The organism is Hoylesella buccalis ATCC 35310 (assembly GCF_025151385.1).
Taxonomy (GTDB): Bacteria; Bacteroidota; Bacteroidia; order Bacteroidales; family Bacteroidaceae; genus Prevotella; species Prevotella buccalis.
This window is the reverse complement of the sequence record NZ_CP102287.1, coordinates 1,404,550-1,428,572: the sequence shown is the minus strand read 5'-3', so window position 1 is coordinate 1,428,572 and position 24,023 is coordinate 1,404,550. Positions and strand designations below refer to the sequence as shown.

At 45.5% G+C, this 24,023-nt stretch carries 19 protein-coding genes and 1 tRNA gene; 9 read left to right on the top strand and 11 right to left on the bottom strand.

Going from position 1 to position 24,023, the window contains the following annotated elements; translation table 11 throughout:
* Positions 1 to 327: a nitrous oxide-stimulated promoter family protein gene (locus NQ518_RS06030; protein ID WP_227960475.1), complete on the bottom strand. Its 327-nt coding sequence runs from the start codon at positions 325 to 327 to the stop codon at positions 1 to 3.
* Positions 324 to 2,546, bottom strand: coding sequence for a S8 family serine peptidase (locus NQ518_RS06025; RefSeq protein WP_227960477.1), 2,223 nt, complete (start codon positions 2,544 to 2,546; stop codon positions 324 to 326). Before NQ518_RS06025 ends, NQ518_RS06030 begins: the two co-directional genes overlap by 4 nt.
* A gap of 274 nt (positions 2,547 to 2,820) precedes the next feature.
* On the opposite strand from NQ518_RS06025, the gene NQ518_RS06020 reads away from it, so the two are divergent.
* The 4 genes from NQ518_RS06020 (at position 2,821) to NQ518_RS06005 (ending at position 7,560) form a co-directional block, all read left to right on the top strand.
* Positions 2,821 to 3,405, top strand: a complete 585-nt coding sequence (locus tag NQ518_RS06020; RefSeq protein WP_227960479.1) for an FKBP-type peptidyl-prolyl cis-trans isomerase — start codon at positions 2,821 to 2,823, stop codon at positions 3,403 to 3,405.
* 63 nt (positions 3,406 to 3,468) lie between these two features.
* Complete coding sequence (gene aroC / locus NQ518_RS06015) at positions 3,469 to 4,551, top strand: chorismate synthase (RefSeq protein WP_227962417.1); 1,083 nt, start codon at positions 3,469 to 3,471, stop codon at positions 4,549 to 4,551.
* 832 nt (positions 4,552 to 5,383) lie between these two features.
* On the top strand, positions 5,384 to 5,563 hold the full coding sequence (locus NQ518_RS06010; protein WP_227960481.1) for an aminotransferase: 180 nt from the start codon (positions 5,384 to 5,386) through the stop codon (positions 5,561 to 5,563).
* Positions 5,564 to 5,601: 38 nt separating this feature from the next.
* Positions 5,602 to 7,560, top strand: coding sequence for a hypothetical protein (locus NQ518_RS06005; RefSeq protein WP_227960482.1), 1,959 nt, complete (start codon positions 5,602 to 5,604; stop codon positions 7,558 to 7,560).
* Between the two features lie 36 nt (positions 7,561 to 7,596).
* Here NQ518_RS06005 and NQ518_RS06000 read toward each other — a convergent pair whose 3' ends face one another.
* The 9 genes from NQ518_RS06000 to NQ518_RS05960 form a co-directional block, all read right to left on the bottom strand.
* Positions 7,597 to 7,794 carry a hypothetical protein gene (locus tag NQ518_RS06000; protein ID WP_227960485.1) on the bottom strand — a complete coding sequence of 66 codons (198 nt, stop codon included), beginning with the start codon at positions 7,792 to 7,794 and terminating at the stop codon, positions 7,597 to 7,599.
* A 175-nt stretch (positions 7,795 to 7,969) separates the two neighbouring features.
* Positions 7,970 to 8,578, bottom strand: coding sequence for a porin family protein (locus NQ518_RS05995; RefSeq protein ID WP_227960487.1), 609 nt, complete (start codon positions 8,576 to 8,578; stop codon positions 7,970 to 7,972).
* A gap of 232 nt (positions 8,579 to 8,810) precedes the next feature.
* Positions 8,811 to 10,082, bottom strand: a complete 1,272-nt coding sequence (gene nqrF / locus NQ518_RS05990) for an NADH:ubiquinone reductase (Na(+)-transporting) subunit F (protein WP_227960489.1) — start codon at positions 10,080 to 10,082, stop codon at positions 8,811 to 8,813.
* A 9-nt stretch (positions 10,083 to 10,091) separates the two neighbouring features.
* Positions 10,092 to 10,700, bottom strand: coding sequence for an NADH:ubiquinone reductase (Na(+)-transporting) subunit E (gene nqrE, locus NQ518_RS05985; RefSeq protein ID WP_023056914.1), 609 nt, complete (start codon positions 10,698 to 10,700; stop codon positions 10,092 to 10,094).
* Between the two features lie 30 nt (positions 10,701 to 10,730).
* Positions 10,731 to 11,357: an NADH:ubiquinone reductase (Na(+)-transporting) subunit D gene (locus NQ518_RS05980; RefSeq protein WP_004348157.1), complete on the bottom strand. Its 627-nt coding sequence runs from the start codon at positions 11,355 to 11,357 to the stop codon at positions 10,731 to 10,733.
* A gap of 68 nt (positions 11,358 to 11,425) precedes the next feature.
* The gene (locus NQ518_RS05975; protein WP_227208630.1) at positions 11,426 to 12,598 is read right to left on the bottom strand and encodes an IS4 family transposase; all 1,173 of its coding nucleotides are present in this window, start codon (positions 12,596 to 12,598) and stop codon (positions 11,426 to 11,428) included.
* Between the two features lie 140 nt (positions 12,599 to 12,738).
* A complete protein-coding gene (gene nqrC / locus NQ518_RS05970) occupies positions 12,739 to 13,461 on the bottom strand; it encodes an NADH:ubiquinone reductase (Na(+)-transporting) subunit C (protein ID WP_102696742.1) in 723 nt (240 codons plus the stop codon).
* 4 nt (positions 13,462 to 13,465) lie between these two features.
* Complete coding sequence (locus NQ518_RS05965; protein WP_227960492.1) at positions 13,466 to 14,629, bottom strand: NADH:ubiquinone reductase (Na(+)-transporting) subunit B; 1,164 nt, start codon at positions 14,627 to 14,629, stop codon at positions 13,466 to 13,468.
* Between the two features lie 4 nt (positions 14,630 to 14,633).
* Positions 14,634 to 15,995 (bottom strand): Na(+)-translocating NADH-quinone reductase subunit A, encoded by a 1,362-nt coding sequence (locus NQ518_RS05960; protein ID WP_227960494.1) that lies wholly within the window; start codon positions 15,993 to 15,995, stop codon positions 14,634 to 14,636.
* Between the two features lie 245 nt (positions 15,996 to 16,240).
* Between NQ518_RS05960 and NQ518_RS05955 the strand changes: the two genes are divergently transcribed.
* From NQ518_RS05955 to NQ518_RS05935, 5 genes are all read left to right on the top strand, one after another.
* The gene (locus NQ518_RS05955) at positions 16,241 to 20,596 is read left to right on the top strand and encodes a translocation/assembly module TamB domain-containing protein (protein WP_227960496.1); all 4,356 of its coding nucleotides are present in this window, start codon (positions 16,241 to 16,243) and stop codon (positions 20,594 to 20,596) included.
* Positions 20,597 to 21,026: 430 nt separating this feature from the next.
* Positions 21,027 to 21,114, top strand: a tRNA-Ser gene (locus NQ518_RS05950).
* 400 nt (positions 21,115 to 21,514) lie between these two features.
* Positions 21,515 to 22,747: a site-specific integrase gene (locus tag NQ518_RS05945; RefSeq protein WP_004339662.1), complete on the top strand. Its 1,233-nt coding sequence runs from the start codon at positions 21,515 to 21,517 to the stop codon at positions 22,745 to 22,747.
* A gap of 27 nt (positions 22,748 to 22,774) precedes the next feature.
* Positions 22,775 to 23,242 (top strand): DUF1896 domain-containing protein, encoded by a 468-nt coding sequence (locus NQ518_RS05940; RefSeq protein WP_025064765.1) that lies wholly within the window; start codon positions 22,775 to 22,777, stop codon positions 23,240 to 23,242.
* Positions 23,243 to 23,381: 139 nt separating this feature from the next.
* Positions 23,382 to 23,729 carry a hypothetical protein gene (locus NQ518_RS05935; protein WP_024992821.1) on the top strand — a complete coding sequence of 116 codons (348 nt, stop codon included), beginning with the start codon at positions 23,382 to 23,384 and terminating at the stop codon, positions 23,727 to 23,729.
* The last annotated feature ends 294 nt before the right edge of the window (positions 23,730 to 24,023 follow it).

The window sequence follows — 24,023 nt, the reverse complement described above, 5'->3', positions numbered from 1 at the left end:
CTAATTTATAGAACCAGCCTTAAACGAAAAGCGAAGAATTTGTATCAAATGTCGACAAGTGGCTATCGGTGCATAGAATACCATGCGAGGGCCTGCCCAGCGCATCACCTCACGAACCTTTTGGCGCATTTCGGGTCTGTAACAATGCACGGGACAGTCTTTACATGCGGGCTTTTGCTCGCCAAACTTACATCGTTGCAGTCGTTCACAGGCATAATCGCCCAGCTGCCTGTATGCTTCGGGTACCTCATTTAAGTGTAGGCGATGCCGACAATAGAGGTTTATCATCAACCGGATGGTTTCTTGGTCGCGTTCTATCTTCGTCATCGTCGGATGAGTGTTGAGCCGGTCATGGATGCTGCGTGGCTGTTTACCTGCACCACATACACGCCTTTTGGCAAGGTTGATAAGTCCAGCGAGTAGGATGTTTGGCCTGCTGGAAAGGAAATTCGTTTTACCAACCCACCTGATACGGCGTATACCGATACCGAGAAATGATGAGAAGCCACATCGTGTAACCGCATTTGTACCAAGCCATCATGCTGTACGGAAAAACGGATTCCTCTGGGTTGATGCTGCGTGATGGTCTTGATGCCACTTACACCTAATATATATAGCAGACCTTTGTAGACATCTATCTGTCCATGTCCATACTTGTTGTTGGGGTAGGTGAGTGACGGGGCGGTATGCGAACAGGTGTGCGCCAGTACGTTCATAATCTCTTCTCTCGTCAGCGTAGGCTTGGCTTGTAGCCACAGGGCGATGGCACCCGCAACGACAGGGGTTGACATCGAGGTGCCTGAATTGCTGTTCCAAGCGTACTGCCGACCCTTGAAGTTGAAATGGGCTACATCAGACTGCACGTCAAAGGCGTTGGGATTGGCCTCCAGGTAATAGCTGCTGTATGATGAGATGATGTTGGTGCCGGGTGCCAACACATCAGGTTTCATGCGTCCGTCGTAGGTGGGACCTACCGAACTGTATTCGCCTCGTTGTCCATGTGTGCCCTGATCGTACACGCGTCGTTCGCCTTTGTAGTTGGTGATGGCCGTTCGGTAGGATGAGGCACCCACGCATATCACGGATGGCGCGCTGCCAGGTGAGAGGATGTTGTGTGATCGCTCGCCTGCGTTGAGTTGCGGAGCCAAGGTGTTATCGGTCCAATTGCCACTGCCGCGATAGGCTTCTATCTCACAGTCGGCCCCCACTACTTCGAATGAAAACGGTATGGACAGTCCCACCTCGTCATCCGTCTTCACCAAGACATCGTATGCGGTTTCTGTTGAATGGTAGCTGGACGCATAGCCCATGATGCGCAAGCGATAGGTCTTGCCGCCCAGTGTAACGGTGTCGGTGAAGAGTGAGTCGGCACAGGCCAACACTTGTGTCGTTGGTATGGTCAGCGTTTCGGTGTTCTGGCCATAGCTGGTCAGGCGGAGTGTGAAGGGTTGGGGTGATTTCAGCGTGAAATAAAGCGAGTTCCTGCTGTCGGAAACGAACGTGCCGGCCGATTTTTTCCCTATTGGTTTGCGGAAAAACGACTTCTTGGCTCCTTCGTTTCCGGCAGAGGCTACGATGATACGGCCAGGGCCTGACAAACTGTCCAGAATGGCGTAGTAGAGTTGGTCATCGCCATGGAAGTCTTGGTTGGAACCTTCGCTGAACGAAATGACGCAGGGTAGGTTGCGTTCCTGGGCATAGTCCATGATGTACTTAAAGCCAAGGGCGTCGGTGGCATAGGTATATTTATAGTAATCAGCCGAGTCGATGAACTGTTCATCGTCTGACACGGCATTGCTCACCAGGCAGATATCGCTTTCATAGGCCATGCCCCGATACGGACTGTCGTAACCGCTGCCGGTCGCAATGCCCAGCGTATGGGTGCCGTGTGTCTGTATTAGTCCGTCACGCGAATGCTGGTAGGCCAGCAAAGCGTCACGTCCTTCATAGGCAGCACCCACGTAGAGCGTGCTGCCCAGGGTGTCGGCCGACAACTGATCCCAGAACCGCTTGATGCGATAGTGGGTAGCTGTAGAATCGTAGAAGTTGGGGTGGGTGAGATCAAAGCCAACGTCTTGTACGCCTACCACCACATCTTTCCCTGTAAAGGCATGGGGCAGTGGGTCTGTTCCCTGATAGACTGGGGTGGCGTTGAGCCAAAAAGCCACTGAATCCATCTGAAGGGAGTTGCCTCGACTTGCCTCAATGCGCTGCACCTGCTTGAGTGATGACAGGTGTCCCAACCGCTGAAATGGCACGCTCACGATGTAGATGTCACCAAATTGAGCCAAGGCTCGACAGTCATTCTCCTTAAAAATACGTTGGGCATCACTTGTCACTCGAACAAAGGCACATAGTTCTGGCTGCTTGTCACGAGGCCTGTTCAGGGGTGATGGCAATTTCCTCACGGCTTGATGTCGTTGCTGCGTCTGCTCAATAGCCAGTTGCCTGACCAGCGAAGACATCTTCGCATAATCGGTACGCTGGCCATACAGGGAGGCTGCGCACCATATATATATAGATAGGATGAACAGGTATTTCTTCATTGTTTGCAAAATAAGCTAAAATAATCGACAACCACAAGTAAATAATCGTTGTTTTCCGGTCATCGATTGCGGATGGGTGCGTTACGATTTATTCACACTTTCTTTTGATCAATCAAAACATTATTCGTTTATTTTTAGCTACCTTTGCGCAAAATAGGCAGCGCCTCTGATATATCTGCCATGCTTGATGCCGTTAGCTTTGCATAAATAGCGGATAAGATAGGATTTGAGATGCGTCTGCCTACATGAATCTATTAGTCAAAAAAAACAATTTATGAAAAAACAAACTAATAAATTTATTGCCGTTTCTTACCAGCTGCATGCTGATGAAAACGAAGGAATGACGTTGGTTGAAGAAGCTACTGAAGCACAGCCATACCAGTTTATCAGCGGCTTTGGTCTGACACTCGATTTGTTCGAAGATGCCCTCATTAACTTACAGGCAGACCAAGAGTTTGAGGTGAAACTGGCTCCAGAGCAGGCTTATGGGCATTTTCAGCCAGAGCATGTGTTGGATCTCGAGCGGGAAGTTTTCACCGTTAATGGGACATTTGATGCAGAGAACATCTATGAAGGAGCGGTGGTACCCTTGCAAAACGAGGAGGGTACGCGCTTCATGGGACGCATTCTCGAGGTGAACGACAAGCAGGTGAAGGTGGATTTGAATCACCCCCTGGCTGGAAAAACGCTCAACTTTAAGGGAAAGGTCATCGAAAACCGCGAAGCTACCAACGAAGAAATTGCTGCAATGGTGAACCAAATGGCCGGTGGATGCGGTTGTGGTGGTCACAGTGAGGGCGGCTGTTGCTGCGGAGGCTGTGGTAGTTCAGATGACGGTGGATGTGGTTGCGGCCATTAAGTTAGGCACAACGCCTCCAAATTTTTCAACATTTCTTTCATAGATCGAACCTGACACACGATGATGCGGAATACATTTGGCCATATTTTCACGTTGACAACCTTTGGTGAAAGCCATGGAGAGGCAGTCGGTGGGGTTGTTGATGGCATGCCGCCGGGCATAGACATCGATGTGCAGTTCGTGCAAAACGAGCTTAACCGGCGGCGGCCGGGGCAAAGTAGCATCACCACCGATCGCAGGGAGGCTGATGAAGTGAGCTTCTTGAGTGGTATCTATGAAGGAAAATCTACTGGCGCACCCATCGTTTTCATGGTGACAAACACCAATCAGCATTCAAAAGATTACGACAGTCTACAGCATCTTTATCGTCCATCGCACGCCGACTTTACCTATCAACAGAAATATGGTTTGCGCGATTATCGTGGTGGAGGACGCTCATCGGCTCGCATCACATTGAGTAGATGTGTGGCTGGCGCATTGGCGAAGTTGGTGTTGCGACGGTTGGGAATTACCATTCAGGCGTATGTGTCACAAGTGGGTGACATTGCCTTGCAACGTGATTATCGTTTATACGACTTGTCCAAGACCGAAATCAACAGGGTACGCTGTCCCGATGAGGAAAAGGCCAAGCAGATGGAACAACTCATCCGACAGGTCAAGGTGGAAGGTGACACGGTGGGAGGAATCGTGACGTGTGTCATCAAGGGATGTCCCGTAGGACTGGGCGAGCCCGAGTTTGATAAGCTGCATGCGCAACTGGGGGCTGCTATGCTGTCCATCAATGCCGCTAAGGGCTTTGAATATGGCGAAGGTTTTGCGTGTGTCAGCCACCGAGGCAGTGAGATGAATGACCCGTTTGTCAACGACCAAGGGCGCATTCGCACCGCCACTAACCACAATGGAGGCATCCTGGCAGGCATCAGCAATGGCGAGGATATCTATTTTCGCGTAGCGTTCAAACCTGTGGCCACCATCTTGATGGAGCAACAAACGGTAGACGTTGAGGGCCATCCGGTTGCCTTCAAGGCCAACGGTCGACACGATTCGTGTGTCGTGCCACGCACCGTTCCCATCGTAGAGGCGATGGCAGCCATGGTAATCTTAGACAATTATCTTCTTGATTTAACCGTAAAAGAGTTCAAATAATAGGTACACGATTCTTCGATTGAAGAAAGGTTGTTTTTACCTATAAACGACCTCTGGGCATGATACTATGTGGATGTAGTTCAAGTAGACTACGGGCTGAAAGCCCAAAAGCCTATAGCCCAAGGCAACGCCTTGGGTAAGCGTGCGACGAGGTGTGCGCCCTACAGAGGCAATAGCAAGTGCAATGCAATGGCAGTCTGATGCTTTTGTCCTTACAGGACGCAGGCTCCTCAATGTTTCCCAATCCCAAGGTGTTGCCTTGGGCTATAATCTTTTGGGCTTACAGCCCGTGGGGATATCAAGTCATCCAGCCTACGGCTATTATTGAAGGGCATTTGTTGTGCAACACCTTTGCCCTTCAAAGATCGAGTTTGCATCTTTTTTTATAAAATATTCAACCTTTTTCTTGTTGGGTATCAAAAAACTATGTACCTTTGCAAAGTGTATAACTATTAACAAATGAGCAAATTAGCTACCATAACCCACCCACAACTCCATGACAACATAGGTCAGGGGTGTTGTGTTGCCCGAAGAAATTCATCTTTCTTCGGCACTTTTAACGTGGATTATTTGGTACATTCAAATAATTTGCTAACACACACACACACACACACACACATTTAGACGTACCGACCGTCTATCACCTCTTATTTTCGTTCGTATACGCGCGCGAGAAGCGTTGCGTCATATCTATTCAGAAAGGGGATGCTACAAAGTAGCCCTTTTGTTTTCGCATGCCCGTTTCCCAACATCAATATCCTAAAATTCATACCTTCACAGGTTCTATATATAGAGTTTTATAAACACGTAAAAACATTAAAAGACAGGAAATATGAAAAAAGAGTATCAAAAACCAAGTATGGACGTCACCTTCATGAAGGTGGACAACCAACTGCTCGCAGGAGTCAGTGCAGATACCAAAGACCCCGAATACGGTGGAGACCCAACTGAAGGTCAGAATGCTAAGGCTTGGCAGTTTGACGTAGAAGAAGAAGATTTTAAGATGTGGTAATAACCACACCAAGTAACAAACCCGTAAAAACAAATACAATGAATACAAAGATGAAATGGTTTACGGCAGTCAGCTGCGCAATGGTAGCGCTGTCCGTATGTACAGCATGTCAAGATGATGACATCGACAACGCATCTGGCACAACAGCCAACATGCACACCTACCGCCTGACTGTTGAGGCCACTGCTAATAATGACAATGCCACTGGTACACGCTCGTTGAGCGAGGGTGCTGACAATGCACTGCACTCAACATGGGAGGAAGCAGACAAGATTATTGCCTACAACCTAAGTGATAATGAAAAGAGTACAGCAAATCAATTCAGCTTGCTCAGTAATATGACATTGGGCAAGAGTGGACAATTTGAAGGGCAAATCAGTTCCGTCAATGCTATCAGTACAACAGACCAGCTGTGTTTCCTCTATCCCAGTCCGTCTGTGCTGGACGAATCTGAGACGGACGATGATGAAAAAGCTAACACGATACAATCCGTGAAAAAAGTAACAGAAAAAGTTTCACACGAGGGACAGGTGGGAAAAGAAGATTTTATTTACTATGCACCCGAGCAAACAATCAAACGCTATGTAGAACTTAATCTTAGCCAACAAGACGGTACAGTAGAGACCATTGGTAAGAAATTTGACTTCCAATGGGGTAAGGCCAATCCCACTTCGGTGAGCGGCAATACGGTGAAAGCCAATGCGGGTACCATGAAACGTCAAATTGCCATTTGGGGTTTTCAGTTTACCGATGAGAATGGTGCTGCACTCAAAGATATTGACGCTGTCTATATCAGTGGCGTGAAGTCTATCGACGTGTTTGATCTTGGCGAGGGAATCTTCATGGATGATGCCAATTCAGGTGACAATGACATCGTGTTACTGAAGCCTGGAGAAGGAAAACCAAAGTTCACCTCTGAAAGTAACAAATACACTTATGCAGCCATGTTACCAGGTACCTACGAGAAAGTACTCATCTCTGCCTATATCGGCAACAAGTGCTATGCCCGCGAATATGCCAACATAACACTGAATGCTGACAAGGTGTACCGTACCAAAGTGAAGAATATGAAAGAAGTGGTCGCCAATCCTTATGTTGAAGTGCAGGGTGTGAAATGGGCGACGGGCAACTTTATCCACTATGGCGAAGAAGGATCAGGCAACGACTATTGGGGTATCGCACCAACGCAATGGTGGATATCGCAATACGATATGACAGATCCAAATTTAGGAATAAAAACTACTTCTCAATTCACAAAAAAGGATATCGAGGGAGACCCCAACGATCTTGACTTGTTCCGCTTTGGCGATATAGAAAAAGCAACGACATTAAAACACAATAATTGTAAAGCAGGTGACGCTAAGATTGATATATGCAAGAGGTTTTTTAAACATAAAGGAGCCGCAGGCCTACAACAGGTAGAGATGACGCCATCTGAATTTGAAAATAATCCAGAACTTGCTGCCTGGGGTGATATTGTATGGTTTCATACAAGAAATGATAACCAGAAATATCGAATGCCAACATTTGATGATTTAACAACGCTATATGAGGTAGCAAATGTAATTCCTGCATATTGCATAGCTCCAACGGGCAAGCGTATTTATGGCGCATTCTTCTACACCAACACCACCAACAATTCCGCTCGTCGCAAGAAAAATTTCCCGACGGGTAAAAATACATTATATAAATATAATGATGTAACCGCTCTTGTTCGTGCCAACAAGGGACTTTTCTTACCCATCGCTGGCAGAAGAAGAGACAATGCAACCAAAATTGGTTACCGAAACCTGATTAATGGAAGATTAGCCTATGCACAATACATGTCTTCAACGGTAAAATCTTTGTATTTAAGTCAAGACTTTTTCTTCGGTTCTCATGAGTGGAACTTATCAGGAAACGGAGTTACACAAGCCAAGAGCATTCGCCCTGTATGGGATCCAAAGAGCAACAGTACGCCGAATCCTGTTTATCCTGCATTCAAGGATATTCAATAAATCAAAGCCTGACGGTTGAAGTCTGATGCCAGAAAGTTAACTGCGCATCAGACAAAGAACATCAAGCCTGCCTTTCCAGACAGCAACCTGAGTGGTTGCCAATGGAAAGTCAGGCATTTTTGTGTTTCCTTCGAAACGCGATTCATCCGTAGGGGCGTGATTTATCAGGTCCGCCTGACACACACCGCCATGTTTTATCACGTCCGCCTGACACACACCGTCTTGATGCGACATGATTCATCCCGCCGAATCGTCCTGATTTATCACGTCCGCCTGATACCCATCGGTGTAATTCATCATGTTAGCCAAACAAAAAATGTACCTCCATACAAAAGGAGGCACATTTTTCCCTTTAAATAATAGTTAGATACGGAATTATAGAGCATATTTTTGATATGCTCATATCACATTACAGCGCAAATTTGTAACCAACTGTAATCTGGAAAACACTATTCTTACTGCTGTCTTCGTCAATAATTTTGGTTACTCCCCAATTGTATCGTGCATCGATATTTATATTGCTGAACTCGTAGGAAACTCCAACGGGAATAGAGATATCAACCTTATTCAGTTTGGCATCAATTCCCGCAGCTTTAAGAGATTTCTCTAAATCAACCTCTGCGTTGACACCATTCTGTGAAACTTTGACTTTATTGTTGATTAAAAAGCCTGGTTGTACACCTAACTTCACGGCAAATCCATGAGCCACATAGACGTTAGCAAGAATTGGAACATTGATATAGTCTAACTTTACTGTTCCATCTACATTGCCTATCTTTCCCTTAGCTCCCTGCATAGAGTAAAGTAATCCACCCGAGAAACTAACCATGTCAGTAGCCTGCACTTCAACCTCGGCACCAACAACTGGCGCAAATCTTGAGTCGGCATCATTATCGTTTGTAATCGTAGCCATGTTTAAACCTACTTTAGGCTGTAAAGTAACCGTACCTTTTTCACGCTGTCCGTACGCTGCAATTGTTATAAACATAACGCATGCACTTAAAATAACTTTTTTCATAGAAGATAATTATTAAAAATAAATTAAACTTATGCAAAGATAAACAAACAACGTGACACTCCAAACGTTAACGATAGATTTTTGAGGAAGAGAGAAATATTTCTACTTGAGAATATACGATAGAAACACATACGAAATCATGCTATAATAATGAAATACCGAATACAAAAAAGTCGCCGATATTCAGCGACTTTTTATAATTGTATGTAAGTTGTTGTTGATTTGTTTCAACTTATCCAAAGTTATCAAACATGATAGATTCAGGATCAACGCCAAGGCTATCCAACATCTTTTGTACAGCAGCACTCATCGGACCAGGGCCACACATGTAGTACTCGATGTCTTCTGGCGCTTCATGATCCTTCAAGTAGGTCTCATACATTACTTGATGAACAAAACCAGCCGTGTATTTCACACCAGCTTCATCAGCTACAGGATCAGGTCTGTCCAATGCCAAATGGAAGTGGAAGTTGGGATATTCTTTCTCCAGTTCGTGGAAATCATCCAAGAAGAATGCTTCGTTCAGTGAGCGAGCACCATAGAAATAGTGCATTTCGCGATCGCGGGTGTGCAATGTCTTCAACATATACATGATTTGACTGCGCAACGGCGCCATACCAGCTCCACCGCCAACCCATATCATCTCTTTCTTTGAATCGAGGATGGGATGGAAGTCACCGTATGGTCCGCTCATCTTTACCTTATCACCAGGTTTCAAAGAGAAGATATAACTGGAGGCAATACCGGTTGGAACGTCTTGGAAGCCCACTTGTGGACGTGGCTTGAATGGTGTTGAGGCAATACGCACGGTCAGCATGATGATGTCGCCTTCCTCAGGATAGTTAGCCATGGAGTAAGCGCGTACGGTAGGCTCGGGGTTGTGAGCCTTGATAGAAAGAATGTTGAACTTCTTCCATGCGCCAATGTACTCTTCGCCAATGTCATCTTTGTCGAAATCTTTGTCGTAATCAATCACATCGTATGCGGGAATTGATATTTGAGCATACGAGCCTGGTATGAAGTCCATGTGCTCGCCAGGAGGCAACTGCACTTTGAACTCTTTGATAAAGCTCGACACGTTTTTATTGCTGATGACGGTGCATTCCCATTCTTTGACACCTAAAACGGTTTCAGGTATTTTGACTTTGAGGTCACCTTTCACCTTGCACTGACATCCTAAACGCCAATTATTCTTTATCTCTTTCCTTGTAAAGTGAGGACGCTCTGAATCCAAGATTTCGCCTCCTCCTTCAATCACTTGTAATTTGCATTGTCCACAACTGCCCTTTCCGCCACATGCAGAGGGGAGGTAAATTCCATTTTGTGTAAGGGTACTCATGATGGACGCACCTTGTGGAACGCTGAGAGTCTTATCTTCGTTGATGACGATATTGACGTTTCCGCTTGGCGAGAGATATTTTTTTGCGACCAACAGTATGATGACCAGCAAAAGAATGACGGTCAAGAATACGGCAATGCTCTGTAATATAAATGAAAATTCCATAATTGATGATTATATTTTTAAGCCAGAGAAGCACATCATGGCAATGGCCATAAGTCCTACGGTAATGAAGGTGATTCCAAGACCTTGAAGCGGTTTTGGCACATCACTATATTGTAATTTCTCACGAATAGCCCCCATGAGGACAATGGCAAGGGTCCATCCCAATCCACTTCCCACAGCGTAAGCAATCGCGTCAGCGATATTACCGATATACTGTGTGTTACTTGGATCCAGATTGATACGTTGCTGCATGAACATGGAACCACCCATGATGGCGCAGTTTACGGCAATCAGAGGAAGGAAGATTCCCAATGAGGCATAGAGTGACGGACTATATTTCTCGACCAACATTTCTACCAATTGCGTCATACCGGCGATGACAGCGATGAAGATAATGAAACTCAAATAACTTAATCCTAATGGATCCAGGACTTTGGTTTGAAGCAAGTAGTCTACCGGAACGGTGACAAACAGCACGAATGTCACTGCCATGCCTAAACCAAACGAGGTCTTTACATTCTTCGATACGGCCAAAAATGAACACATTCCAAGGAAGAATGCGAAGATCATGTTGTCGACAAATATCGATCTGAAAAATAATGATATGATATGTTCCATAATAATTCTAATTGATTAAAATTGCATGAATTACTTTTCTTCTTGATAGAAATAGGCACGGTGAATCCAAATGACACATCCAACAAGAATCAAAGCCATTGCCGGCGTGGCCATCATACCATTATTCATATAACCAAAGTCGTAGAAAGACGATGGAATAATCGTAAATCCTAATAAAGTACCTCTACCAAACAATTCACGAAGAGCTCCCACAATCACTAAAATCATTGCGTAACCTAAACCATTTCCCACTCCATCAAGGAAGGATGGCCAAGGTTTGTTCATCATCGCAAATGCTTCCAAGCGTCCCATCAAAATACAGTTGGTGATGATCAAGGCCACATATACTGAGAGTTGGACACTCACATCATACGCGTATGCCTTTAAGATTTGGCTCACGATGGTTACCAATGCGGCCACAACAACCAATTGTACGATGATACGAATTCGCATCGGAATGGTATTGCGAATAATCGAAATAATTACATTTGAAAATGCAGTAATAACCGTCACTGCCAATCCCATGACAATAGCTGGCTTTAATTGTGAAGTTACTGCCAAAGCCGAACAGATTCCCAAGACTTGAACCAAGATAGGATGATCCAAATTGAGAGGGCTTGTAAAGACTTTCTTATTTTGTGTTGAAAATAATGCCATAATACTAAATCAATTTCACTACTGTCCACGAAAACCCTTTAACATTTCAAAAAGTAACAAATTGATAGTTACCCATCAAAATTGAGGCAGAGCTGCAGGTTTTTTCCTTCAGTAAATTCTTCCTCTTTCTGTTCAATGAGCAAGTCACACAATGGCATTTTTGTCAACAATGCCGTGCTTAAAATTCTTAGAACATCATAGGTTTGAAGCTTTAGCCCCATACATTCTTGTACGATAACGACAAGACAATATGCAATGATAGCTGCATAGATTTGTATTTTTACAGCATTCTCCGAGGTTCCATAAAACTCTTTGATGCGCAGATGTTGCTTCAGCCATTTGAAGAACAGTTCTACTCTCCATCTGTATTTGTAAAGCATAGCAACCTGTTCCGCTGTAATTTCAAAATTGTTCGTGTAAAATACAAATGTCCTATTACCATCATAGTCATAGAATACCACTCGTCGAAGTTTATTTGGATATTGCTTCTTAGTCTTGTATCCCTTGAAACGTATAATTTGGTCAGCCATAATTCCAGATGAAGGGTTGTTGTATTCTTTATCCTCTATGACCTCAAACGGCATTTTATGCTTCTCTCTCACGACAAAGTAAGCTTCTGCTCCTTCTATTATATAAAGTTTCCTAGTTGCCATATACGCTCTGTCAAATATATAGAAACTCTCTTTCTCATAGGGAATTAGCTCCATCACTTGAGAATCGTGAACTGAAGCGTCTGTAATGACAGAAAATGTCGGAATGTCTGTCTTCACGTCATACAGTTCATGCAATTTCACTCCTCCTTTCCCATGATGCAGTTTAGTCCACCAGTATACAGAAAGGCACAATGATATTGTTGAGGAGTCAAACGCATAGACATTGTTCGATATGAAGAAGTCCTTGACGACTCCTCGTTTCTCTCTTGCTATGGAAACCATCTTGTCTGCAAACTCTTGGAATATCTTGACTTCGCGTATTTCATTGGCCTTGCTCAAATTGCTTCTACTGACATTCTTTCCAAAACCAAGATGGTGGAACGCTGACTTGAACGGAGTGATGGTTACAATAAGGTCTCGTAATCCCTCACGATTAGACAACTGACCAAATAGAAGAACCATCAGATGATTCCAACAAGTGAAACTCTTCACATATTTATTACCTTCATACTTTTTTATCAACCATTTGAAATGGTCTGTCGGCAGAAAGTCGCACAGCTGTGAAAATACGTATCGACCTTTGTTCATAAGTATCTGCTTTCAAATTGTAATTTGTGGCAAAGATACTCTTTTCAAAAGTAGGGAGTCTATTTTATCTCCTACAAGCTTGTATTTATAGGCGTTTCAAGAGATTATTAAAAGATTTTCGTGGACAGTAGTGAATCAATTTAATGAGCTTTCAAGAAATTCATATATGCACCTAAACAAGTCTGCAACATCTCGGTCACACCGTTGGAAGTGAGGGTAGCACCCGTTATGCCATCAACTTGTGTGGAAGGGTCTTCCACCTTCTTACTAACAGCCAGTGCGATTTGATGAGGATCTTGCGCAAATAGTTTCTTACCTTGAAACTGGTTTTGCCATGCGCGGTTGTCTTTAATTTCAGCTCCCAATCCAGCTGTTTCGCTATCATGGTCGAAGTAAGTTCCGAAGACAGTCGACTTATCTGCATTAATGGCAACATAACCATTGATAGCTCCCCATAGTCCCATGCCATAAACAGGTATCACATACTTAGTCTGTCCATTAACCTTACAAACGAAGAGTGCTAACTTTCCGTTCTTAAAGTCGGCAGAATTGAGTTTAAAACCGTTGTTTTCTCCACCCTGTTCACCTTTTTCAAGAACATTACCCTGCTCATCGATGATTTCATCAGCGAGTACAACTTCTTGATACTTTGCAGCAGCGTCTTCATTATTCAAATCTCTAATATTCAACGAATTTAATATCTGCTTCTTCTTGTCCAATGCCACATTGGCATCTTGCATGGGTTTCAAAGCCTGAAACACAAAAGCCAACAGGAATGCAACAAGAACAACGATAATGATTGAATATATGATCGTATAGGAGTTTGAATTGGTATTCAATCCTTTTTTATTTCCTTCAGCCATCGTCTTATTTATTATGAGCAGTTAAACGTTTCATTCTCTTGTTGATGTTGCCTTGAACGACGCAATAGTCAATCAATGGGGCGAACATATTCGCAAACAAAATCGACAACATCATACCTTCAGGATAACCAGGATTCATCACGCGGATGATGATTGTCATCACACCGATGAGGGCGCCATAGATATATTTACCCTTTTCAGTACGTGCGGAAGTTACTGGGTCGGTAGCCATGAATACGGCACCGAAACAGAATCCACCTAATATAAGATGCTCGTACCATGCTATAGATGTCATGCCGAGTGCACTGAAGAGTGCGGCCATGAGACCACCACTAACGAATACGCTCAACATCGTTTTCCATGAAGCGATGCCTGTAACCAACAGCAGCAAGGCACCTATGGCGATGGCGATGACACTGGTTTCTCCAACGGAACCTGGTATCAAACCAACCAACATGTCACAGGTAGAGTAGGGTATGTCTACATGGAGAGCCAGTTCACCAAGCGGAGTGGCCATGGTGGTTGCATCTGGCAAAGTGTTGCCCAAACCAAATATCTGATGACTGGCTACCCATATCGAATCACCCGTCATCTGTCCAGGATAGGAGAAGAAAAGGAATGCGCGGGCAGACAATGCCACATTAAAAATGTTCATGCCCGTTCCACCAAATATCTCTTTGCAAAAAATCACTGCGAATGCTACTGATAATGCCAGCATCCACAACGGACAGGTGATGGGGATGATAAGTGGCATTAAAATACCCGTTACCAAATAACCTTCCTGAATTTCTTCCTTCTTCCACTGTGCCCAGGCGAATTCGATGCCCAGACCTACGATGTAAGAAACAAGGATTTTAGGTAATACGGCCAGGAAACCATAAATGAACATCTCCCAAAAAGAGGCGTTGGCCAACTCACCGGCAGCTGCGAAATTCTGATATCCAATGTTGTACATTCCAAACAACAAGGCAGGTAGCAGAGCGATGACCACCAAACTCATGATTCTCTTCGAGTCAATGGCGTCATGGATGTGAGCTCCTGTCTTGGCTGTCGTGTTGGGAACATAAAGGAAACTCTCAAAACCATCATAGACACTCCAGAAAGCATGTAGCTTACCGCCCTCTTCGAAGTGTGGCTTGATTTTATTTAAATATTTTTTTAAACTCATGTCCTTATGCGTTTTCTTTTCTTAATATGTCCAGACCATTGCGTACAATCTTCTGAAGTTCCAACTTAGAAGAATCCACAAACTCGGCAACGGCGAAATCTTCCGGAGACACTTCATATATCCCCAGCTGTTCTTGCTTGTCGATGTCACCTGCAATCAAAGACTTGATGAGGTATTCGCCATAAATATCCATGGGCAACACCCGATCGTACTCGCCACTCATAATCATGTGGCGCTCTCCACCTTTGACGCGCGCATCCAGGTCGTATTGTTTTTCCTTTCCTGAAAGCCACGAGAAATAACTGCGTGAAACAGAGAACTGATTGGTGCGTGGCAAAATCCATCCCAGCAATTCGTCAGCCTGGTCACCTTCTGGAATCACGCAAACTTCCGAAGTGTGTGCGCCGAGAAAGTCGGTCAACTCACACTTGCGTCCTGTCAATGGATTACCATTGATGATGCGCAGATGTTCGTTTTCGCTCTCACTGCCTATCTGTCCTGCTAACAAGTCAGATATCGGTGTTCCAACCAAAGCATCCACATACTGAGGATTTTTCACTTTGCTGCCTGCGATGGCCACCGTCCGCGTGAGGTCTACCTTACCAGTAAGGAACAAACGACCCATGAAGATGACAGCCGTTGGTTCGACCGTCCATACCACCTCACCCTTGTTCACGGGTGACAGGTGATTGATTTGCACGCCTACATTGCTGGAGGGACAGGGACCGTCAAAAGCCGTAATCTCAACATCAGAAGCCTGTGTCAAGGCCTTGTCGGTTTGATTGACATGGATGTTCAAATATGTCTTAGCAATCTTCGACAACGCAGTCAAACCTGTTTGGAAAGCTTCTTCGTTGCCTTTCAGCTCGAACTCAAACTTGCCGGCCAAAGGCATGTTTCTGAAAGCAGAAACAAAAATACCCTTCGGTTTGCTCTGTGGTTGGGTCGAAACGGCATAAGGCAACTGATTGACATATCCAAAAAGACCTGCTTGCAACAGCGCCTCTACGACTTCGTCACCAGAAAGACTCCTCACGTCTTTCTTGCCAAAATCAACAAACTCCTGTTGTTGTGACGCCTCCACAATAACAGCCATCACTTTACGTCTATCACCGCGGACAATTGACTTCACTTTTCCACTGACCGGTGAGGCGAACCTGACTTCTGGAAACTTCTTGTTAACGAAAAGAGCCTCTCCAGCCTTCACGTCGTCCCCTTCATGCACACATAGCTTAGGGACTACGCCGGCAAAATCGTCAGGAACAAGAGCGTATTGATGACTCTGTTTTAAAGATGTTTTTTGTTCGTTTGCTCTACCCTTCAGATTAATGTCCAAGCCCTTACGTAACTTAATTACATTTACCATAGAATATATAAAATTAAACTTTTTTCCAACCAATGAGGGCATAAGATATTGTTCATATCCAAATGTTTGGCAAATTTAGTAACTTTTACTGATTTATAAAAGAAAAAGCAATCATTTATTTCAGCCGTGTCAAAAAATGATGTACTTTTGCATAAAACAAAGCTGAACGCTGTCTGAAGAAGTTTAAAAATATACTCAACATCATCATTTGGAGCATTGTAGGAATTTATCTTACAATCATCATTTTGTTGCGTATACCGTCCATCCAAGACGCCTGCGGTCAGCAAGTAGCATCCTTATTATCAAAGCGGCTTGGCACAGAGGTGAAAGTAGAACGCATTGACATAGGCTTTCTCAATCGCATCATCATTGACGGTCTTTATGTCACTGACCAACAAGGCAAGCCCATGCTACAAGCATCCAGGTTTTCTGTGAAACTGGATTTCATTCCTTTAACACGTGGAGAAATTTCCATTTCCTCGGCTCAGCTGTTCGGTATGCAGGCTAATCTTTACAAAAGCAGCAAGAACGCCAAGCCCAACTTTCAATTCGTCATCGACTCTTTAGCATCGAAAGACACCACAACACAGTCTAAGCCCATCCGCATCGCCTCTATCGTATTGAGGCACGGTGCTGTTAAATACGACCAACTGGACCTACCGCAGACAAGACAATTCTCACCAGCGCACCTCTTTTTGAAAGACATCAGTGCGCATGTCATTGTCAGCGAATTGTCAAAAGACTCGCTGAATGTCAAACTGAAAAATCTGAGCTTCAAGGAACGGTCAGGGCTTCAGGTAAAATCATTCTCATCCAAATTGCGGGCAAACACCAACCATGCCGTCCTGGAGAATTTCAAATTGGAGCTGCCAAACTCTAAACTGGTGTTAAACCATGTCTGGGCCAATTACCGGATGAGGGATGGCGCTCCCTACATGCCCTCGCTATCCTACCATGGACTCATCAACAACTCACACGTCACACCATCCGACTTGGCTTTCATCTCTTCAAAGCTCAGTCCATACCATACGCCTATCAACATCCAGGCATCGCTTTCCGGAACGGCATCGTCTTTGGCCATACATCGCATCCATTTGCTTGCCAAGAACGAACTGGAGCTTACCGCCAAGGCAACAATTCAAAGATGGAGCAAGTCTCCAAAATGGAATCTTGACCTGCAGACGCTCAACCTTCAACAAGCAGCCGTCAAAAAGTATCTGCCCAAGGAATATCAGAACACGCCACTGGCGAAATTTGACCACATCCGTCTGTCAGGCAACTTCCATGGAGAGGGGAAAGACATCTATTCCAAAGGAATCTTTTCATCCAATTTGGGTGACATCAAGTTTGATGCTACGGCCGCTCAAGGCACCTACAAGGGAATGATGGAAACCAGCGATTTTAAGTTGGCTCCCTTGTTGTCCGACCAAGATTGGGGGACGCTGACCGCTAAAATTCAGCTCAACGAATTTCGCAAACAAGGCAGCCAAGCCATGTTCAACATCAAAGGCGATGTCCCCAAAATAGAATACAAAGGATACCCATACAAAAACGTTTCAATCAACGGACGCGGCTCACTGGATGCACATTCTCGTTTGGACCACTTTGAGGGAACCGCTGCGCTCAACGATCCCAACGGCGTACTGAACATCCAGGGAAAGGTTAATAGAAACCAAGCACGTTACGCCGCCCTGTTCGACCTCACGGCAAAAGACGTAAACCTCTCGGCCTTGCGTCTCACACAAAAGTGGCCCAACCGAATGGTTAGCCTTCAAGCAAGTTCTCAACTGTCAGGTCACTCCCTGAAAGATATCACGGGTCGCATGCTCCTTTCGGATGTCATGATGCGCGATCCCAACCAAACCTATTCATTGTCAAGACTTGAGTTGAAAACTGGGTACGACCAGCGCCAAGAACATTTCATTTCTCTCGATGGCGATTTCGGCAACGCATTGGTGGTTGGCACATTCGACTACAATTCCATTCTACAGAACATCGAAAATGTTATCATTGACAAACTTCCAGGCATCCAACTGCTTACGCCTATGACAAGGCGCGTCACCCCACGCACAAACGTTCGCCTGTATGCTGATATCAGTAAGACCGATTGGGCAAACTATCTTTTTGACATCCCGCTCTCCCTGCAACAACCCCTGCAACTCAGCGGCACCATCAACAGCGTCAACAACCAACTGAACATCAATGTCAATGCGCCCGATTTTACTTACGACGGAAGCCGATACCAGGACAATCACCTACACTTGTCCACGCCAACCGACACGCTGCACTTCAGCGCAGAGGCCAACAAGCTGGATGCAGAGAACAAGCGATGGACCTGGCGGGTGCAGTCCTCCGCAGCCAACGACCACTTGCTCACCACCCTGTGGTTTAACAATCATGCCGTCCATCCGTTTCAAGGAACTCTGAACACCACGACACAGTTCTTCAAGAAAAAGAACGGTGAGCCGGCAGCCCATGTAATCATACATCCGTCGGAGATACTGATAGAAGACAGCATCTGGAACATCGAACCGTCGGACATCATGTACAGCAAAAACCACCTCACGGTGGATCATTTCTCCATCCATCACGACGACCAACACATCATCTTAGCAGGGCTGGCCACCAAAAATCCTACAGACACCCTGGTGGCCGACCTCAAGGGTATTGACGTAAACTATGTGCTGAACCTACTTCAATTCGATGCCGTAACATTCGGAGGGCGGTTGTCTGGACGCGCATTCGCATCGGGAGTCTTTGGAAAACCGCAGGGACATGCGAACGTACAGGTCAGTTCATTTGAATTTGAGACCGGACAAATGGGAGTCCTGGATGCCAACGTCAGCTGGAACGCTCCCTTGAAGCAGATTGACATCCAAGCTCAAACCAACGACCAAGGCCGGCAAACCTTAATCAACGGTTTTGTTTCGCCAAGCAAGCATTACATCGACTTGGCCATCCAAGCCCGGCAGACACGCTTGCAATTCCTCGAAGGCTTCTGTGGTTCGTTCATGCAAGACGTTGATGCCAGCGGAACAGGACAGCTGCGGCTTTATGGCGACTTGTCCTATCTCAACCTCACCGGACAGGTTGTCGCCGACGGCTCTCTGGGCATCACGCCCCTCAACACCCATTATACGCTCAGGCGGGGCATGATTGCCCTGACACCCGATGAGATTGTTTTCAAGAACGACACTATCTACGACCGAAATGAGAACATTGGCATTGTCAATGGCAGGCTGCGTCACGACAACCTGCGCAACTTGCGATACGACTTGCACATCGCTGCAGAGAACCTCTTGGCTTACGACACGCACACTTTTGGTGGAAATACCTTCTATGGAACGGCCTACATCAACGGCAACTGCGCCATCACTGGTAATGGTGACGATTTAAACATCGACGTTAACGCCATACCGCAAAAAGGCTCACAAATCGTGTACAACGTGGCCGGCCTGGATGCGGTAAGCACCCAGAACTTCATCAGATGGTCCACAAGAACCGATTCACTGCAACCAGATAGCATCGCACCACGTCAAGAAACAACTAATCTGGCCGCACAAAAGCTGCCCGAGGTATCTGGAGACTTACATCTGAATCTGCTCATTAACTGCACGCCCAACCTCACGCTCAAACTGCTCATGGACAACAAGACGGGTGACTACATCGCCCTGAACGGCAACGGCGTGCTGCGCGCCAGCTATTACGACAAGGGTGCGTTCGAAATGTTTGGCAACTATGTGGTCGATCATGGTATCTATGGACTGACCATTCAAAACGTTATCAAGAAGGACTTTCAATTTCAGCAGGGCAGCACCATCACCTTCGGGGGCGACCCTTATCATGCGGCACTCAACCTCAACGCCACACACACCGTCAATGGTGTGAGCTTGGCCGACTTGAACATCGGGCGGTCATTCACCAACAACAACGTTCGCATCAATTGCCTGATGAACATCACAGGCACGCCCCAGGCCCCTCGAGTGGATTTCAACCTCGACATGCCTACCTTGAGCAACGACGCCAAGCAGATGGTTTACAGCCTCATCAACAGCGAAGAGGAGATGAACCAACAAGTGCTTTACCTGCTCGCGGTAGGCCGATTCTATTCGCAAGGCACTAACAACAACGCCGGCACTGATGGCACGGCGCAACAAAGTCAGGCGAGCCTTGCTATGCAGAGTATCCTCAGTGGAACATTGAGCCAGCAAATCAACAACGTGCTGAATACCGTTATCGATAACGCCAACTGGAACATTGGCGCCAACATCTCCACCGGCACCGAAGGATTCAATAACGCCGAGTATGAAGGACTGCTCAGTGGACGACTATTGAATAACCGTCTGCTCATCAACGGACAGTTTGGTTACAGGGACAACCCCAATGCCACGACCACATTTATTGGTGATTTCGACATCCGATATCTGCTCTTGCCGAGTGGCAATCTGGCCATCAAGGTGTACAATCAGACCAATGACAGATACTTTACGCGCAACAGTCTTAACACGCAAGGAGTAGGCTTGATTTTGAAGAAAGACTTTACCAATCTCAAAGACTTGTTTGGACGTAGACGAGCGAAGAAGGCAAAACCGTCAAAATAAGTTTCCACCTCATCATTTGAAAAGAGCCGTTGTGCATTTAGTTGCCTGCCAAACGATTAAGGGCGTTTCTATAAATTAGCTTTGTCAGATTGCGAGGCTGTTTTTGGTGGTCAATTTGTTTGTGAGTGAAGGAGTATAGCGAGCTATACGACTGAACGAACAAGCAAATTGAACCCAAAAAAGACCGCAAGATGACAAAACGTAAACTGTCCAACATAAATAAAAATTACGGTGGTAATTTATAGAACCGCCCTTAACAAATGGGGTAGTGTCGATTCATTCATAAAAAGCAAACACTTCCAATTTAAAATCACAGCGTTATTGAAAGAGTAAAGCTATTTTTAAGGATGGGCAGAGTGAAAAAGTGAAACTTTTTGTCGAATTGCATCCGAATTTAAGATAAAAGTCTTACTTTTGCATCACCAAATAAGGAAAGGTGCTCGAGTGGCTGAAGAGGCACGCCTGGAAAGCGTGTAACCGCCTAAAGCGGTTCGGGGGTTCGAATCCCCCTCTCTCCGCTTTAGGTACTCTGAAATGAACATCAGAGGGAAACCTAAGAAAATCGTAAGTATCATAGCTACAAGTAGTTATGATACTTTTCTTTTATACCCATCCCAAATTTCAGAGTATGCACGGAGGGGGCAGAAACTCCCAAAATACTCTAAAAAGGCTACAATCAGGCTACACATTTTCAAGGCAAAATAAAAATGTAGCCAAGAGTACATACAGAGTACATAAGGAGTATGCGTAAATTACTGCTATTCAAACAAATATGTTGAACTTTGCAGCGTGATTACAGAGGTGTTTTTGTTACCATACACCACTTCGGGCAACAATGTGTCCGACAAGCTACGGCTACAGATGGCAGGTGTTAGGACAAGACCTCTATTCAGGCTACAACTAAAAGCAGTAAAATGTATGAAAGCTATTTTCAGAGCAGTCTTCTATCTCAGAAGCAATTATGTGAACAAGGAGGGCAAGACCCCTGTCATGCTGAGAATCTATCTCAACAACGAACGCCTTTCCATCGGCTCGACGGGCATTGCTGTCCAACAGTCTCAATGGGACAGGGAGAAGGAACGATTGAAGGGAAGGACAACTGAAGCACTTTCCACCAACCTCGAACTTGACAACATTCAGAGCGGACTCCAGACCATCTTCAAGAAAGTCGAGATGACGGACGAGGTGTCCTTGGAGCGTATCAAGTCGGAGTATCTTGGTAAGAAGGAGGATGTGGACACCCTAATGAGCCTCTTCAACAAGCACAATAGTGACGTTGCACGGCAGGTAGGCGTGTCGGTCGAAGCTGCAACCTTACAGAAATACAACGTCTGCAAGAAACACTTCTCAAATTTCCTTCGTGATAAATACGGTCGGTCTGACATCCGCCTGTCCGAACTCGGCTATATCGTGATACACGACTTCGACATTTATCTTCGAACGGTTGTCGGGCAGAATCCCAACACAGCCACGAGGATGATGAAAACCTTCAAGACGATTACCATTCTGGGCAGGAAACTAGGTGTCCTGCACCATGATCCGTTCCTCAACATCCGTTTTCACATGGAACCGGTCAATCGTGGATTCCTCACAGACGAGGAAATCCTTAAAATTGCCAACAAAGATTTCGGCATCGGTCGTTTGGAACTTGTAAGGGACGTGTTCGTGTTCTCGTGCTTCACGGGACTTGCGTACATAGACGTGTACAACCTCGCTCCTGAAAACATCGTCACGCTCAACGGCAAGCAGTGGATAATGACCAAGCGGCAGAAGACGAGCGTGGAAACCAACGTTCTTTTACTCGATATACCCAAGAGCATCATTGCAAAATATAGTGGCAAGACCTATCGTGATGGCAAACTTTTCCCCATGCTGACGAATCAAAAACTGAACAGTTATCTGAAAGAAATTGCCGATATTTGCGGTATCAAGAAGAACCTGACATTCCACCTCGCCCGGCACACATTTGCCACGATGTCCCTATCCAAGGGAGTTCCCATCGAATCCGTAAGTAAGATGTTAGGACACACCAACATCAAGACAACGCAAATCTATGCCCGTATTACCAATAAGAAGATAGAACACGATATGGATGAGCTGGCTGACAAGTTGGGTACTTTCAATACGGCATTAGGCATTTCCAAAAAATAATGTATATAACCCTAAAATTTTGAATTTATGACAACGACAAAGAAAGAACTTTCCTACTTCCATCTGAAGTTGGAAGCGTATCTCGGAGAGCATTTCCCTGAGAGAGAGAATGACAATGCGTTTATAACCGCTCGCGCAGACGAGGCATTGACGGCTTACTGCGATGCCGTGGCGCAAGGTTTCTCACATCCCGAAGCAGAGACGATGGCAAGCGAGGTGCTGTACCACAACCTACACTTCTCAAAGTATGATACCCTTGTTTCCGTACTGGAGCAGGAGTTTGAGAAGGAACTGCCAAGTCCGCTTCCCGAAAGGTTAGCACTAATTTTGCTGAACAACAAGGCAATTCAAGCGGTATTTGCCAAGTACGAACTCACGGACGACTTTGCGGCAGGTACAGAATACGACAAACTGTACACCGAGCTGACTGGTACAATCGTGCTGCTCATTAAGGTCAATGGTCTGCCAACGATAGGCGGTGAGAACATGGCTTGATACTTCACCATCGGGGGCTTTTGTAGTGTCAAGAGCCAAGATAAACGCTCCACTCCACACGTCAAGAGTTTTCCAAACACTTGTCTTTGGGTCGTTAGAGGATCTTGTTATCGCTCTTGAACTATTAAAAGCCCCGATTATGAAAACAATCATCATGAATCAAGATATTCATCAGCCCGCCTTCATCAAGGCAGACGCATCGTATAAAACCGAGAGGAACAGGCAGCCGCCGACTTCTCCCAAGCAAGTCCGCCGCTTCGGTTGGACACGCTTCATCGAACTCGCCGTTCTGCTTTCCATCGTTATCGGTGCAGTTTACCTTATCTCGAAGATAGTTACGCCGCAAGTCGTAACCGCCGTTTCGATTATTCTCGGTTTCCTGATACTACGCTTCATTGTTAAAGTTATTCTGCAAGTAACCTTTACAATCCTGCGTTGGCTGTTCTGGCTTGCCGTCATCTTGGCAATCCTGCTCTGTGTACTCTAAGGCACAAGGAAAGATATTCTTCGATTCATTCTTCTTTATGGGTGGTTATCTCGGTTGAGGTAGCCACCTTTTTCATTTTCCATACCGGCGTTGCACTTTCGCTTCTTAAGTCCATCTATTCCACTTTGATGTGCCATAAGTCGGTGCTGATTTCTTTTTATTCGCAAAGGTAGTAAGGGCTACGGCTTGCACAAGGTCTGTGCCTTTGGTTTGTACGGAAAATCTCCACACCTACATTTCATTCCGGGTAGTATTTTCCTGCAAAACCTTGTGCCGGCTGCGCCCCCTACCTTG